This is a genomic window from Terrirhizobium terrae, assembly GCF_030323265.1.
Lineage (GTDB): Bacteria > Pseudomonadota > Alphaproteobacteria > Rhizobiales > Rhizobiaceae > Neorhizobium.
Genome location: NZ_CP104992.1, coordinates 1,519,513 through 1,532,648 on the forward strand (window position 1 = coordinate 1,519,513; position 13,136 = coordinate 1,532,648).

Here is a 13,136-nt window from a genome sequence, read left to right on the forward strand (position 1 = left end):
GAGATGGAGGTGTCAGGAAAATAGCGACTCCCCGCCCAACCCGCAAGAGGGCTGGGCGGAAAAAGCTTGGCGCCCCTAAAACGGCTTGATAATCACGAGAATCACGATCGCGATCATGAGCACCGTCGGCACTTCGTTCCAGATCCGCCAGTATGTTGTCGACCGCCGCGGCTTGTCGGCCGCGAAATCCCGAACCGCCCGGCTGAAGAACATGTGAACGCCGGTCAGGGCCACGACCATGGCGATCTTGGCATGCAGCCACCCGCCCTGAAACTGGAAGATATCCCAGGCCAGATAGAGGCCGAGCAACCAAGTGATCATCATTGCCGGGTTCATGATGACCTTGAGCAGCCGGCGCTCCATCATCTTGAACGTTTCCGACTGTTCCGAACCGATCGGCGCGTCCGAATGGTAGATGAACAGTCGCGGCAGATAGAGCAGGCCCGCCATCCACGACATCACCGCAATCACATGGAAGGCCTTGATGTAGAGATAGAGGTCGTCCGGCTTCAACAGATAGGTCGTCGCCAGGATCAGGAGAAAGATGGCGAGTGCGATGAAGGCGCGCGCTTTCGCCTTGTTGCCGGCATTCTCGCCGCCGGGCCCATTCACCGGCGTCATCAGGCCTGTCCCCGCACGCGCTTGACCAGCTTCGTGACGTTTTCCGGGTCCGCTTCCGGCGTGATCCCGTGTCCGAGATTGAAGATCAGCGGACCGTTGCCCAGGGTCTGCAGAATGGCGTCGATACCGTCCGTCAGCGCGCTTCCGCCGGCGACTACGCGCATGGGATCGAGATTGCCCTGCACCGGCCCTTCCTTCTGCAGCTCGGCCGCGAATGACAGCGGCACGCTCCAGTCGAGACCGATAGCATCGGCGCCCGTCTTTTGGCGGTAGTGACGAAGGTTCATCCCCGCGCCCTTGGCAAATGCGATGATTTTCGCCTGCGGCCTCTTGGCACGAATGATCTCGATCATCCGCGCGACGGGCTTGATGGCAAAATCCTCGAACTCGGTCTCTCCCAGAACACCTGCCCAGGAATCGAATATCTGCACGGCATCGGCGCCGGCATCGATCTGGGAAATCAGATACTCGGCCGACATCTCCGCCAGAAATGCCAGGAGATGTTCCAGCGCCTTGCGGTTTCTGTAACCGAAGAGACGGGCAGGGGCCTGATCGGGCGTCCCGTGCCCGGCGATCATATAGGTCGCTACGGTCCAGGGAGCGCCGCAGAAGCCGAGCAGGGTGGTCTCGGCAGGCAGTTCCTGTCTCAACCGTCGAACCGTCTCCAGGACCGGGCCCAAGTGGCCAAGAGCACCCTCTGCCTTCAGAGCATAGATGCCGCTCTCGTCGATCGGGTCCATCTGCGGACCTTCGCCCGGCGTGAAGCGCACGTTCCGGTGAAGCGCATCGGGAATGACCAGAATGTCGGAAAACAGAATGGCTGCATCGAAACCATATCGCCTGATCGGCTGAAGCGTCACTTCGACGGCCAGATCAGGCGTATAACAGAGATCAAGGAACCCACCGGCCTTCGTGCGCGTTGCACGGTACTCGGGCAGATAGCGACCTGCCTGTCTCATAAGCCATAGCGGTGGTGGCGTTATCGTCTTGCCTTCCAGCACCTCGACGATCTTTCGCTTCGCAGCAGCCAATCTCTTTTCCTCATATAAAAAATCTAATTTCTAAAGGGTTTCTATTTCTTAGAGTCGGTGGGTATCAAGGATTAAAGTCAAACCACAGGTTAACCCTGCAACGAGCCTGCCCCGGTTCCGCTCGGAATAATCCTGGCCTGATTTCAGCGCCTCTGTGGACAGGCAAAAATATCGAATAAGATTCAATGACCTAGAAACCACCTGATCGGCATCCTGCTTGGGGATGGCTTGTGGACATTGAGTGGGGATGCGACAATTATCCACGCAACCCACAGAGCTGCCGTGAAGCTGTCAAAGCGATCGCTGTCTGTGGAGAACTCGCAGGTTTTCCCAAGGGCGGATCCCCTGAAACCCGGCACCCGTCGTCTGTCCCAGGTTATCAACAAACGGTAAAGTCTAACGTGGAGAACCGAAAAACTTCTTCCACCTGCACCTGGTTTCTGACTCAACAGGAGAGACTCTGATCTCGGCGGGGCGGGCTGCAGCCGCGCAATTCCAGGGCAGCTACGCCCTTGAGCATGTCTATCCCCTGATCCGGAACCGCAAGCAGCTTTCAACGGTGCTGGAAGCAGTCGACAAGGAACCGGGCATCGTCCTCTATACGATCGTCGACCAGGATCTCGCCTCGGTCATCGATCTGCGTTGCCGGGAAATGGCGGTGCCCTGCGTCAACGTTCTGGAACCGGTCATCGATGTGTTCCAGGCCTATCTCGGTGCTCCGTCCCGCCGCCGTGTCGGTGCGCAGCACGCGTTGAATGCCGATTACTTCGCCAGGATAGAAGCACTCAACTTCGCCATGGACCATGACGATGGCCAGATGCCGGAGACCTATGACGAGGCGGATGTCATCCTGATCGGCATCAGCCGGACGTCGAAGACACCGACCAGCATCTATCTGGCCAATCGCGGCATCAAGACGGCCAACATCCCGATCGTGCCCGGCGTCGATCTTCCGGATGCACTCTACCGCGCGAACCATCCGCTGATCGTCGGCCTCATCGCCACCACGGACAGGATTTCCCAGGTCCGCGAAAATCGTGAGCTCGGCAGTTCCAACGGTTTCGATCGGCATACCTACATCGACCGGGCCAGCATCAACGAAGAGCTGAAATATGCGCGCGCGCTCTGCGCGCGAAACAACTGGCCGATCATAGACGTCACGCGGCGTTCCATCGAGGAGACGGCGGCCGCGATTCTTGCACTGCGCCCCCGGCTCAGATAAGGCCGAACCGGCTTGCCCCGGAGGTGATACCGACATGCGTCTAGTTCTTGCGTCATCCAGCCCGTTCCGAAAAATGCTCCTCGATAATGCAGGTCTCGCATTTGAAGCTCGTGCGGCAGATATCGATGAGCGCGCGATCGAAGCTTCCGCTGACCACGGCGAGCCGGACGAGGTTGCCAGAGTGCTGGCAAAGGCAAAGGCGCTGGATGTTTCGGCGCATTTCCTGGGAGCACTGATCATCGGCTCCGACCAGACCATGTCTTTAGGCGAGCGCGTTTATCACAAGGCGAAGAACCGGGATGAGGCGAAGCAGACGCTTCTGTCCCTCTCCGGAAAGACCCATCAGCTGAACAGCGCCATCGCGCTTTCGCTCGATGGCAAGATCGTATGGGATCACGTTTCCCACGCACGGCTGACGGTCCGGGAGCTCAGCGAAGGTTTCATCGATCGATATCTCGACAAGGTCGGCGACAAGGCGTTGAGCAGTGTCGGCGCCTATCAGCTTGAAGGGGAGGGCATTCATCTTTTCTCGCAGATCGATGGCGACTACTTCACCATTCTCGGCCTGCCCATGCTCCCGCTTCTGCAACAACTTCGCCAGCTGGGAGCAATCGATGGCTGATTCACGTGAAACGGTTCTACCGAAGGCTTTCGTCACCGGCTGGCCGATCAAGCATTCCCGCTCCCCGATCATCCATCGCTACTGGCTGAAGCAGCATTCTCTGGCCGGGACATATGATGCCGTGGCTGTTGCTGAAAAAGATTTCGCCACCTTCATCACGTCCCTGAAGGACGGAACGAGCGGTTTTCGTGGCGGCAATGTCACGATCCCCCACAAGGAAACCGCCTTCCGCCTCTCCGACTGTCCCGACGAACTGGCGAAAGAACTGGGCGCCGCCAACACTTTGTGGGTGGAAGAAGGCCGGGTGTATGCGACGAATACCGATGGCTATGGCTTCGCGACCAATCTCGACGATATTAATGCCGGCTGGGACAGGACCGAGCGCGCGGTCATTCTCGGTGCCGGTGGCGCCAGCCGCGCCGTCGTCCAGGCGGTCCGCGATCGCGGCATCGGCGAAATCCATGTCGTCAACCGCACGCCTTCACGCGCACAGGAACTGGCCGACCGCTTCGGTCCGAAGGTTCACGCCCATGCCCTGCCGGCCTTGTCGGAGGTCATGACCGGCGCTGGCCTCTTCATCAATACAACCTCGCTTGGCATGGACGGTGAGGAATCCGCCGACTTCGATTTCTCGCCGCTGCGGTCAGGTGCCCTGGTGACCGACATCGTCTACGTTCCGCTGGAAACCCCGATCCTGAAACAGGCGCGCGAGCAGGGATTTGCCACGGCGGACGGGCTTGGCATGCTTCTGCACCAGGCCGCTCCCGGCTTCGAAAAATGGTTCGGCATTCGTCCAGCCGTAGATGAGACGCTCCGGGCGATGATCGTCAAAGATATTCAGGCCGCGCCATGATCGTCATCGGCCTCACCGGATCGATCGGCATGGGAAAATCGACCACCGCGGCCATGTTCGCGGCGGAAGGAATTCCGGTCAACGATCCCGATGCGGTCGTGCATGACCTCTATCGCTCGGACGCAGTCAAACCTGTAGGCACAGCCTTTCCCGGTGTTGTGAGAGATGGCGTTGTCGACCGGGCGGAACTGGGACGGCAATTGTCGCAGCAACCCGATGGCTTTCGTCGGCTTGAAGCGATCGTCCATCCGCTGGTGCGGGCACGGGAGAAGCAGTTTCTGGAAATGCAGAAGGCAGCCGGTGCGGATCTCGTTCTTCTCGATATCCCGCTGCTTTTTGAGACCGGCGGCGAAAATCGCGTCGATTCCGTTGTGGTCATCACCTGCGATCCACAGATACAGAGGCAGCGAGTCCTTGCCAGGCCGGGCATGACGGAGGAAAAATTCAAGCTGATCCTCGATCGTCAGGTGCCGGATCAGGAAAAGCGAGCCTGCGCCGATTTCATCATCGATACGAGCGATGGGATGGATGCGGCGAGAACACGGGTCAGACAGATCATCGAACTCCTAAGATCGGGAGTGAGGAGCGAACGCAATGCGTGAAATCATCTTCGATACGGAAACGACGGGCCTTGAATCGAAGCAGGACCGCATCATCGAAATCGGCGGCGTCGAGCTCTTCAATCACTTCCCGACGGGAAAGACCCTTCACATCTTCATAAACCCGGGTGACCGCAAGGTTCATCCGGACGCCCTGGCGATCCACGGCATCACCGATGAATTCCTGAAGGATAAGCCGGTTTTCGCCGACGTGGTGCAGGAGATCATCGACTTCTTCGACGGCGCCAAATGGGTCGCCCATAACGCGACCTTCGACATGGGCTTCATCAACGCCGAGTTCGAACGCCTGGGCATTCCCCCGGTTTCGAACGACCAGGTCATCGACACCCTGTCCATGGCGCGCCGCAAGCATCCGATGGGCCCAAATTCGCTCGATGCGCTTTGCCGTCGTTATGGCATCGACAATGCCCACCGTACCAAGCACGGCGCATTGCTCGACTCCGAACTCTTGGCGGAAGTCTATATCGAGATGAATGGCGGCCGTCAGGCCGCGCTTGGTCTCGGCAGTGTCGAACAGGCGACATCCGTTGTCGAGACGGACGAGATCGTGGTCGTCACGGATCGCGTTCGTCCGAGAGCCCTGCCGAACCGACTTAGTGCCGAAGACATGGAAACGCATGCGTCGATGATTGCATCGATGAAAGCCAAGGCGATCTGGCAGAAATATCGAGATAACTGAGGATAAAAAGAAGCCCGGGAGACCCGGGCTTTTTCATGTCTATCAGCTGTTGAGCGGCTGAACCTTGGCGCGGGCCTGTTCCTCGGCCATGCGCTGCGAAAACATCTGCGCAAAATCGATCGGGTCGATCATCAGCGGCGGGAAGCCACCGTTGCGGGTTACATCGGCGATGATCTGGCGCGCGAACGGGAAGAGTAGGCGCGGGCACTCGATGAAGAGAACCGGCAGCATGTGCTCCTGCGGGAAACCGGTGATGCGGAAGACGCCGCCATAGACGAGCTCGGCAGCGAAGACGACCTTGTCGTCGTCCTTGGCTTCTGCATTCAGCGTCAGCACGACATCGAAATCGCTTTCCGACAACGGGTTGGCGTTGACGTTCACGTTGATGTTGATGCTCGGAGCCTTGTCACGAGCCTGCAGCGAACGAGGCGCGCCCGGGTTTTCGAAGGAAAGATCCTTCGTGTACTGGGCGAGAATGTTGATCGACGGGCTCGCCGACTGCGTGTTTTCGTCTGCCATGGCATATCCTCAGGACTGATGCGTTGAGGCCGTCTAACATCTAGATAATACGCTTACAACCCGGCAGAGCCTGCAACCCGCCTTATGGCTCCTGATCCTTGTCCTTGGCCCAGGGAGAAGACGGGTTGGGATTGCCGTCTCGACGAAACTCGTCTTCGTCGAGGTCCACGACCTTGCCGACACTTTTGGAGCGATCCGGCGACGAGCTGTTCGTCGGCTGCGAAGGGCCGCTTCCGAAACCGGTGCTACCGCCGGTACGACCCTGTCTGTTGACGACGACCACGCGCTTTCCGACCAGCGACCACAGAAACTGCCGCACGATCGGAATGAACAGGGCGATACCGATGATATCCGTCAAAAAGCCCGGCAGCAGCAGCAGAATGCCGGCGACGACGATCATCGCGCCGTTCACGACGGAACTGGCGGGGATATGGCCCTGCTGGCTTTCCTGCGATAACTTCCTCAACAGATGCAGTCCCTGCTGCCTCAAAAGGAAGGCACCGAGCAATCCCGTCCCGATGACGAGACCTAGGGTCCACCATAGTCCGATTGCCCGCCCGACCACGACGAAGCCGGCGATTTCGGCCAGGGGCCAGGCGATAACGAGAAGAAGAGCGTAATGTGGGCGCATGATCCAGTTAACGATTAAAGACAGGGGTTACCAGAGCATGTCGCGCAAAAGTGTGCAGCGGTCTTGCGTAAACGACATGCGACAAAAAGATCTAAAGCGTGACGGAGCGAACCCACAGGATCGCGACACGCTTTAGTCTCACGCCTTCGCTATTTGAAGATGGCATGATGCAGACTATATGAGACTATGAATTCAACTTTTAAACGGCATCGCGGGTTAAGATGGGCTCAAACGACTTCATAACACTCTTTTTCCTTGTGGCCGCTGTGCTGATTTTTCTGCAATTGCGCAGTGTTCTGGGCCGGCGGACAGGAAACGAGAAGCCGCCATTCGATCCCTACAGCCCGCGTGATGTGATGAAGAACCCGGGCGCGGCGGATGACGGCAAGGTCGTGACCTTGCCCCGCAAGGAAGCGGGCGACGACGATCAGCGCGTGGCCGATGCGGATGCGCTCGCCCAGCCGGGCAGCGATCTGAACGGGGCGTTGAAGGACATCATCAAGGCTGATCCGGCCTTCCGTCCGAAGGAATTCCTCGACGGTGCCAAGATGGCCTATGAAATGATCGTGATGGCCTTTGCCGATGGCGATCGCAAGACGCTCAAAGGCCTCCTCTCGAAGGAAGTCTTCGACGGCTTCGATGCGGCGATACGCGATCGCGAAGCCCGTGGCGAAGTGGTCAAGTCCACCTTCGTCGGCATCGACAAGGCTGCCATCACCAATGCTTCGCTCAAGCAGTCCGAAGCCCAGGTCACGATCCGCATCGTCAGCCAGCTGATTTCCGCCACCTTCGACAAGGATGGCAAGCTGATCGATGGCGATCAGGAAGCCGTGGCCGAAGTCACCGATATCTGGACCTTCGCCCGCGACATCCGTTCCCGCGATCCGAACTGGAAGCTGATCGCGACCGAATCCGAACAATGACCGACGCGTCGCCGGGATACCGCCTGTCTGCCGTATCCTTCGGCGATCTGCCCGATTGGGACAAGGATGACCCTCGCCCGCTTTTCGAAGCGATGGCGAGGTGTCTTTTTCATATCCGCGACATCAAGCCTTACCGCACCGGCTCTCTCGGCCTATCCTCCGACGATCTTCAGCCCTTGTTGGAAGCTGCAGGCGGCGCAGTGGCCGGGACCGCTGACGACGCCCGCCGGTTCTTCGAACAGACCTGCATCCCCTTCCGCATCATTAGAGACGATGACCAGTCCGGTCTGGTGACGGCCTTCTACGAGCCGGAGGTTGAAGTCTCTGCGCATCGCGACGAAACTTGGGCCTATCCATTCTACTATCGCCCGAATGATCTGATTGATCTCGATGACACCAACCGGCCGGCAGATCTGGAATCCGGCTACATGTTCGGCCGCATGACGCCGAGCGGCATCAATGAATATCCTGACCGCAAGGCGATCGATCAGGGGTATCTGGAGGGCAGGGGCCTGGAAATTGCCTGGGCCCGCTCGAAAGTCGATGTTTTCTTCGCGCATGTCCAGGGCGCTGCCCGGCTGAAATTCCCGGATGGCACCATCCGCCGGATCACCTATGCGGCAAAGGCCGGGCATCCGTTTTCACCGATCGGCAAGCTCCTAATCGATCGCGGCGAAATCGAGCGTGAACAGATCTCCATGCAGAGCATCCGCGCATGGCTGGCGAGGAATCCGGCTAAGGTTGACGACGTGCTCTGGCACAATCGCTCCTACATCTTCTTCCGTGATGCCGATGTCTCGGACGATGTGCTGGGGCCGGTGGCCGCTGCAAAGGTGCCGCTGGTCGCCGGCCGCTCACTCGCTGTCGATCGCCAGATCCACACCTTCGGCTACCCGTTCTTCATCCACGCACCGACATTGAAGCATCTGGACGAGGGCCATTCCTTCGCCCGCCTCATGCTGGCGCTTGACACGGGATCGGCAATCGTCGGTCCGGCGCGGGGTGATATCTTCACCGGTTCCGGCTATGAGGCTGGCGAAATCGCAGGGACGGTGAAGAATGACGCGGATTTCTATATCCTGATCCCCAAGGCAGCGGCAGTCAGGTATGGCGCATGAAGGGCGGACGCAAACTCGATCCTGAAGAACGGATCCTATGGGGCAAGGTCGCCAAGTCCACCCGTGCCTTCAAGGAGCGCGAGCAGGACCTTCTGGCTTTCGTGACGGAGGAAGCTGAGCGCGTCGCAGAAGCCGAAAAGCAGGCGCCCGCATTACCGAGCGAGGTGACCGACAGGCCGGCGAAATCCGTCGCCACAGCCCGCAAGCCGAGCGGCTTCCATCACCCGCTGGAAAAGCCGACCAAGCAGAAGCTCGCCAAGGGCAAACTCGCCATCGAAGCGCGGCTCGATCTGCACGGCTTGTTTCAGGCAGAAGCCCACGACCTTCTTCTGGATTTCATTTACCGGGCTCACGATCGCGGTCTTCGCCATGTCCTGGTGATCACCGGCAAGGGCAGCTCCATGGGCAGCGAAGGCGCGCTGCGGCGTGCCGTGCCCATGTGGTTCTCCAAGCCGGAATTCCGCTTCCTGATTTCTTCCTATGAATGGGCGGCACGCCATCATGGCGGCGAGGGCGCTCTTTACGTTCGCCTTGCCCGCATCGATCGGCACGCGCCATGACGCCCTTCGGCGAAGCGATGCGAAAGCTGCGCCAGAAGAAGGGCGTCACACAGCGCGACCTGGCGCGAGCCATCGGTGTCACCCCGGCTTATCTGTCGGCGCTGGAACATGGCCGACGCGGAAAGCCGACCTTCGAGCTGCTCCAGCGCATTGCCGGCTACTTCAACATCATCTGGGATGAGGCGGAGGACCTGTTCGGTCTGGCGAACATGTCCGATCCGAAGGTCGTCGTCGACACGTCCGGATTGCCTGCGAGCTATACGATGCTGGCCAATCGGCTGGCCAAACGGATTGGCACTTTGACGCCGGATATGGTAGAAGAAATAGACAAAATCCTGAGGCGTCAGCCCTAGGGCGAGGGCCGCGACACGCTTTGGTCGCTTTTCTCGGGAACATCCACGGCTTTCCTGCCGCATCGGCTTGGCGCAACCTTTAGAAGCCGCCCGGGATTTCCTATATTCACACTAAAACCAGCGGTGATCTCGCGCATCACCGGTCCCGAACCAACTGGAAGAAATTGAATGACCGATATACCCGCCAGCGAAAATGGTGCGAGTGCAGAATATGGTGCTGATTCCATCAAGGTCCTCAAGGGTCTCGATGCGGTTCGCAAGCGCCCGGGCATGTATATCGGCGATACCGATGACGGTTCCGGTCTTCACCACATGGTCTACGAAGTCGTCGACAACGCCATCGACGAGGCGCTTGCCGGCCATGCCGATATCGTCACCGTAACGTTGAACCCCGACGGTTCCGTTTCGGTCACCGATAACGGCCGCGGCATCCCGACCGACATCCACAAGGAAGAGGGTGTCTCTGCTGCCGAGGTCATCATGACCCAGCTGCACGCCGGCGGTAAGTTCGACCAGAATTCCTACAAGGTCTCCGGCGGCCTGCACGGCGTCGGCGTCTCGGTCGTCAACGCGCTCTCCGTCTGGCTGAAGCTGAAGATCCGCCGCAACGGCAAGGTCCATGAGATCGGCTTCACCCACGGCGTTGCCGACGCACCGCTCAAGGTCATTGGCGAATACGAAGGTCGTTCGGGCACGGAAGTCACCTTCCTCGCCAGCCCGCAAACCTTCACCATGACGGAGTTCGATTACAACACGCTCGAACATCGCCTGCGCGAACTCGCCTTCCTGAATTCCGGCGTTCGAATCCGGCTCACGGACCGCCGCAAGCCGGATGTCCGGGAAGAGGAGATGGTCTATGACGGCGGCCTCGAAGCCTTCGTCGCCTATCTCGATCGCGCCAAGAAGCCGCTTGTCGAAAAACCCGTCGCCATCAAGGGCGAGAAGGACGGCATCACCGTCGAAGTGGCGATGTGGTGGAACGACAGCTACCACGAAAACGTGCTCTGCTTCACCAACAACATCCCCCAGCGCGATGGCGGCACGCATATGGCCGGTTTCCGCGGCGCGCTGACCCGGCAGATCACCTCCTATGCCGATACGTCCGGCATCATGAAGAAGGAAAAGGTCTCGCTGACCGGCGATGACTGCCGCGAAGGCCTGACCGCGGTTCTTTCGGTCAAGGTGCCGGATCCGAAATTCTCGTCCCAGACCAAGGACAAGCTCGTTTCATCGGAAGTTCGCCCGGTCGTCGAGAACCTCGTCAACGAGGCGCTCAGCACCTGGCTCGAGGAACATCCGACGGAAGCAAGGGTTCTCGTCGGCAAAGTCGTCGAGGCCGCCGTTGCCCGCGAAGCTGCCCGCAAGGCGCGCGAACTGACCCGCCGCAAGGGCGTACTCGACATCGCGTCTCTTCCGGGCAAGCTCGCCGACTGCTCGGAGCGCGATCCGTCCAAGTCCGAAGTCTTCCTCGTCGAGGGTGACTCGGCAGGTGGTTCCGCCAAGCAGGGCCGTTCGCGTGAAAACCAGGCGATCCTCCCGTTGCGCGGCAAGATCCTCAACGTCGAGCGTGCGCGCTTCGACAAGATGCTCTCCAGCCAGGAAATCGGCACGCTTATCACCGCGCTCGGCACATCGATCGGCAAGGACGAATTCAATGCCGACAAGCTGCGTTACCACAAGATCATCATCATGACGGACGCTGACGTCGACGGCGCCCACATCAGAACACTGTTGCTGACCTTCTTCTTCCGTCAAATGCCGGAGCTGATCGAACGCGGCCATATCTATATCGCCCAGCCGCCGCTCTATAAGGTCACGCGCGGCAAGTCGGTCCAGTACCTGAAGGACGAGAAGGCGCTGGAAGAATACCTGATCGGCATGGGCATCGAGGATGCAAGGCTGTCGCTCTCTTCGGGCGAGGTCCGCGTCGGCCAGGATCTGCGCGAAGTCATCCAGGATGCGCTTCGCATCCGTTCGCTGATCGACGGTCTGCATTCCCGCTATGATCGCGCCATCGTCGAGCAGGCCGCCATCGCCGGCGCTCTTAACCCGGAACTGACGGACAATCGCGAGCGCGCACAGCAAACGGCTAATGACGTCGCGCGTCGTCTGGATACCATTGCCGAGGAGACCGAACGCGGCTGGACTGGCCATGTAACGGACGAGGGCGGCCTTCGCTTCGAGCGCATGGTCCGTGGCGTCCGCGAAGTCGCCTTCATCGACACTGCCCTGATCGGCTCGGCCGACGCACGTCATATCGATCAGATGTCGACACGCCTGCATGAGATCTACGGCACGCTGCCGAACCTTGGTCGCAAGGATGGCGAGCAGGAAATTCCCGGTCCTCGCGCTCTTCTGGACGCCATCTTCGCCGCCGGCCGCAAGGGCCTGTCGATGCAGCGCTACAAGGGTCTTGGTGAAATGAATGCCGAGCAGCTCTGGGAAACGACGCTCGATCCGAATGTCCGCTCGCTTTTGCAGGTCAAGGTCAACGATGCGACCGACGCCGACGGCCTCTTCTCGCGCCTCATGGGTGACGAGGTCGAGCCGCGCCGCGAATTCATTCAGGACAATGCCCTGAGCGTCGCCAACCTCGACATCTAAGGTCGAGGCAGATCATCGATTAGAAGCGGGGCCCATCAGGCCCCGTTTTGTTATCCGGCCGGCGCTTCTGCACAGGCTTTGGATTCACGTGAAACATTTCCTTAAGCTTTGGTCAGCTCACGGCTCGCCGGTGAACTTGCCCTCGAACGCGAAATCCGACACCTGCTTGCGCTTGCTCGGAACTTCCCGCTCCTGAAGATCCTCCGGCAGCGTGCTCTTGTCGGCAATTCGGCCGATCGCCGCTGCTGCCTCGACGCGAAAGCCGTCCGGCAGGTCGAGCACGCCGATGGCTTTTTCCTTGTCGAAACCTTCCATGCCATGGGCATGATAGCCGAGCTTCATCGCCTGGCAGATCACCGAGAACCATGCGGCGCCGGTGTCATAGGAATGGGTATAGGCCTCCTTGCGCTCACCACTGCTGGAGACGCGGTAGGTCTTCGACACGATGATCATCAATGCCGCCGCGTTCTGCGCCCAGCGCTGATTGCCAGGCACGAGAAGATCGAGGATGGCCGAAAAGGCAGGCGTGCCGCGCAGGCCATAGATGAAGCGCCACGGCTGGTTGTTGCCGGAGGAGGGTGCCCAGTGCGCGGCATCCAGGATCGTCAGCATCGTCTCCCGATCCATCGTCTCGTCCGTGAATGCGCGCGGTGACCAGCGATCGAGAAAGAAGACGTCGATGGGAAATTCGGACGTGCGGGTATTGCTGCTGGTCATGGATGATCTCCTTGTTTCTCTTCATGGAAATAAGGGAAGTGCAGCCGATTGCAATCGGCGGGA

15 protein-coding genes are annotated in these 13,136 nt (G+C 59.5%); 10 read left to right on the top strand and 5 right to left on the bottom strand.

The genetic code is table 11. The features are described 5' to 3' along the window. Window positions 1-75 precede the first annotated feature (75 nt). Window positions 76-621 (bottom strand): protoporphyrinogen oxidase HemJ, encoded by a 546-nt coding sequence (hemJ, locus tag N7E02_RS15140; RefSeq protein ID WP_286582914.1) that lies wholly within the window; start codon window positions 619-621, stop codon window positions 76-78. Next, entirely contained in the window at window positions 621-1,580 is a 960-nt protein-coding gene (gene hemE, locus N7E02_RS15145) for a uroporphyrinogen decarboxylase (RefSeq protein ID WP_374730726.1), read from the bottom strand. Before hemE ends, hemJ begins: the two co-directional genes overlap by 1 nt. Window positions 1,581-2,079: 499 nt before the next feature. Here hemE and N7E02_RS15150 point away from each other — a divergent pair, with 499 nt between their 5' ends. The 5 genes from N7E02_RS15150 to dnaQ are packed head-to-tail and all read left to right on the top strand — an operon-like array spanning window position 2,080 to window position 5,648. After that, window positions 2,080-2,874, top strand: coding sequence for a pyruvate, water dikinase regulatory protein (locus N7E02_RS15150; RefSeq protein ID WP_286583848.1), 795 nt, complete (start codon window positions 2,080-2,082; stop codon window positions 2,872-2,874). 34 nt (window positions 2,875-2,908) lie between these two features. After that, a complete protein-coding gene (locus N7E02_RS15155; RefSeq protein ID WP_286582919.1) occupies window positions 2,909-3,496 on the top strand; it encodes a Maf-like protein in 588 nt (195 codons plus the stop codon). After that, window positions 3,489-4,349, top strand: a complete 861-nt coding sequence (locus tag N7E02_RS15160; protein WP_286582920.1) for a shikimate dehydrogenase — start codon at window positions 3,489-3,491, stop codon at window positions 4,347-4,349. The genes N7E02_RS15155 and N7E02_RS15160 overlap by 8 nt, the downstream gene beginning before the upstream one ends. Continuing rightward, window positions 4,346-4,951, top strand: a complete 606-nt coding sequence (gene coaE / locus N7E02_RS15165) for a dephospho-CoA kinase (protein ID WP_286582922.1) — start codon at window positions 4,346-4,348, stop codon at window positions 4,949-4,951. Before N7E02_RS15160 ends, coaE begins: the two co-directional genes overlap by 4 nt. Further along, a complete protein-coding gene (gene dnaQ / locus N7E02_RS15170) occupies window positions 4,944-5,648 on the top strand; it encodes a DNA polymerase III subunit epsilon (protein ID WP_286582923.1) in 705 nt (234 codons plus the stop codon). The genes coaE and dnaQ overlap by 8 nt, the downstream gene beginning before the upstream one ends. Window positions 5,649-5,690: 42 nt before the next feature. On the opposite strand, the gene secB is transcribed toward dnaQ, so the two are convergent. Both secB and N7E02_RS15180 read right to left on the bottom strand, forming a co-directional pair. After that, a complete protein-coding gene (gene secB / locus N7E02_RS15175) occupies window positions 5,691-6,167 on the bottom strand; it encodes a protein-export chaperone SecB (protein WP_286582925.1) in 477 nt (158 codons plus the stop codon). An 82-nt stretch (window positions 6,168-6,249) separates the two neighbouring features. Next, window positions 6,250-6,798, bottom strand: a complete 549-nt coding sequence (locus N7E02_RS15180; RefSeq protein WP_286582926.1) for an FxsA family protein — start codon at window positions 6,796-6,798, stop codon at window positions 6,250-6,252. Window positions 6,799-7,019: 221 nt separating this feature from the next. Here N7E02_RS15180 and N7E02_RS15185 point away from each other — a divergent pair, with 221 nt between their 5' ends. The 5 genes from N7E02_RS15185 to gyrB all read left to right on the top strand — a co-directional run bounded on the left by N7E02_RS15185 (window position 7,020) and on the right by gyrB (window position 12,356). Then, a complete protein-coding gene (locus N7E02_RS15185; protein WP_286582929.1) occupies window positions 7,020-7,721 on the top strand; it encodes a Tim44/TimA family putative adaptor protein in 702 nt (233 codons plus the stop codon). Then, entirely contained in the window at window positions 7,718-8,839 is a 1,122-nt protein-coding gene (mltA, locus tag N7E02_RS15190; RefSeq protein WP_286582930.1) for a murein transglycosylase A, read from the top strand. The genes N7E02_RS15185 and mltA overlap by 4 nt, the downstream gene beginning before the upstream one ends. After that, window positions 8,836-9,399, top strand: a complete 564-nt coding sequence (locus N7E02_RS15195) for a Smr/MutS family protein (protein ID WP_286582932.1) — start codon at window positions 8,836-8,838, stop codon at window positions 9,397-9,399. The genes mltA and N7E02_RS15195 overlap by 4 nt, the downstream gene beginning before the upstream one ends. Then, window positions 9,396-9,752 (top strand): helix-turn-helix domain-containing protein, encoded by a 357-nt coding sequence (locus N7E02_RS15200; protein WP_286582933.1) that lies wholly within the window; start codon window positions 9,396-9,398, stop codon window positions 9,750-9,752. The genes N7E02_RS15195 and N7E02_RS15200 overlap by 4 nt, the downstream gene beginning before the upstream one ends. A 168-nt stretch (window positions 9,753-9,920) precedes the next feature. Beyond that, on the top strand, window positions 9,921-12,356 hold the full coding sequence (gene gyrB / locus N7E02_RS15205) for a DNA topoisomerase (ATP-hydrolyzing) subunit B (RefSeq protein WP_286582934.1): 2,436 nt from the start codon (window positions 9,921-9,923) through the stop codon (window positions 12,354-12,356). A 117-nt stretch (window positions 12,357-12,473) separates the two neighbouring features. On the opposite strand, the gene N7E02_RS15210 is transcribed toward gyrB, so the two are convergent. Further along, complete coding sequence (locus tag N7E02_RS15210; RefSeq protein WP_286582935.1) at window positions 12,474-13,073, bottom strand: nitroreductase family protein; 600 nt, start codon at window positions 13,071-13,073, stop codon at window positions 12,474-12,476. Window positions 13,074-13,136: the final 63 nt, after the last annotated feature.

What these genes read in the sequence shown, in the direction of transcription:
- hemJ (WP_286582914.1), bottom strand. Translation starts at nt 621, where the DNA reads ATGACGCCGGTGAATGGGCCCGGCGGCGAGAATGCCGGCAACAAGGCG.
- hemE (WP_374730726.1), bottom strand. Translation starts at nt 1,580, where the DNA reads ATGAGACAGGCAGGTCGCTATCTGCCCGAGTACCGTGCAACGCGCACG.
- N7E02_RS15155 (WP_286582919.1), top strand. Translation starts at nt 2,909, where the DNA reads ATGCGTCTAGTTCTTGCGTCATCCAGCCCGTTCCGAAAAATGCTCCTC.
- N7E02_RS15160 (WP_286582920.1), top strand. Translation starts at nt 3,489, where the DNA reads ATGGCTGATTCACGTGAAACGGTTCTACCGAAGGCTTTCGTCACCGGC.
- coaE (WP_286582922.1), top strand. Translation starts at nt 4,346, where the DNA reads ATGATCGTCATCGGCCTCACCGGATCGATCGGCATGGGAAAATCGACC.
- dnaQ (WP_286582923.1), top strand. Translation starts at nt 4,944, where the DNA reads ATGCGTGAAATCATCTTCGATACGGAAACGACGGGCCTTGAATCGAAG.
- secB (WP_286582925.1), bottom strand. Translation starts at nt 6,167, where the DNA reads ATGGCAGACGAAAACACGCAGTCGGCGAGCCCGTCGATCAACATTCTC.
- N7E02_RS15180 (WP_286582926.1), bottom strand. Translation starts at nt 6,798, where the DNA reads ATGCGCCCACATTACGCTCTTCTTCTCGTTATCGCCTGGCCCCTGGCC.
- N7E02_RS15185 (WP_286582929.1), top strand. Translation starts at nt 7,020, where the DNA reads ATGGGCTCAAACGACTTCATAACACTCTTTTTCCTTGTGGCCGCTGTG.
- mltA (WP_286582930.1), top strand. Translation starts at nt 7,718, where the DNA reads ATGACCGACGCGTCGCCGGGATACCGCCTGTCTGCCGTATCCTTCGGC.
- N7E02_RS15195 (WP_286582932.1), top strand. Translation starts at nt 8,836, where the DNA reads ATGAAGGGCGGACGCAAACTCGATCCTGAAGAACGGATCCTATGGGGC.
- N7E02_RS15200 (WP_286582933.1), top strand. Translation starts at nt 9,396, where the DNA reads ATGACGCCCTTCGGCGAAGCGATGCGAAAGCTGCGCCAGAAGAAGGGC.
- gyrB (WP_286582934.1), top strand. Translation starts at nt 9,921, where the DNA reads ATGACCGATATACCCGCCAGCGAAAATGGTGCGAGTGCAGAATATGGT.
- N7E02_RS15210 (WP_286582935.1), bottom strand. Translation starts at nt 13,073, where the DNA reads ATGACCAGCAGCAATACCCGCACGTCCGAATTTCCCATCGACGTCTTC.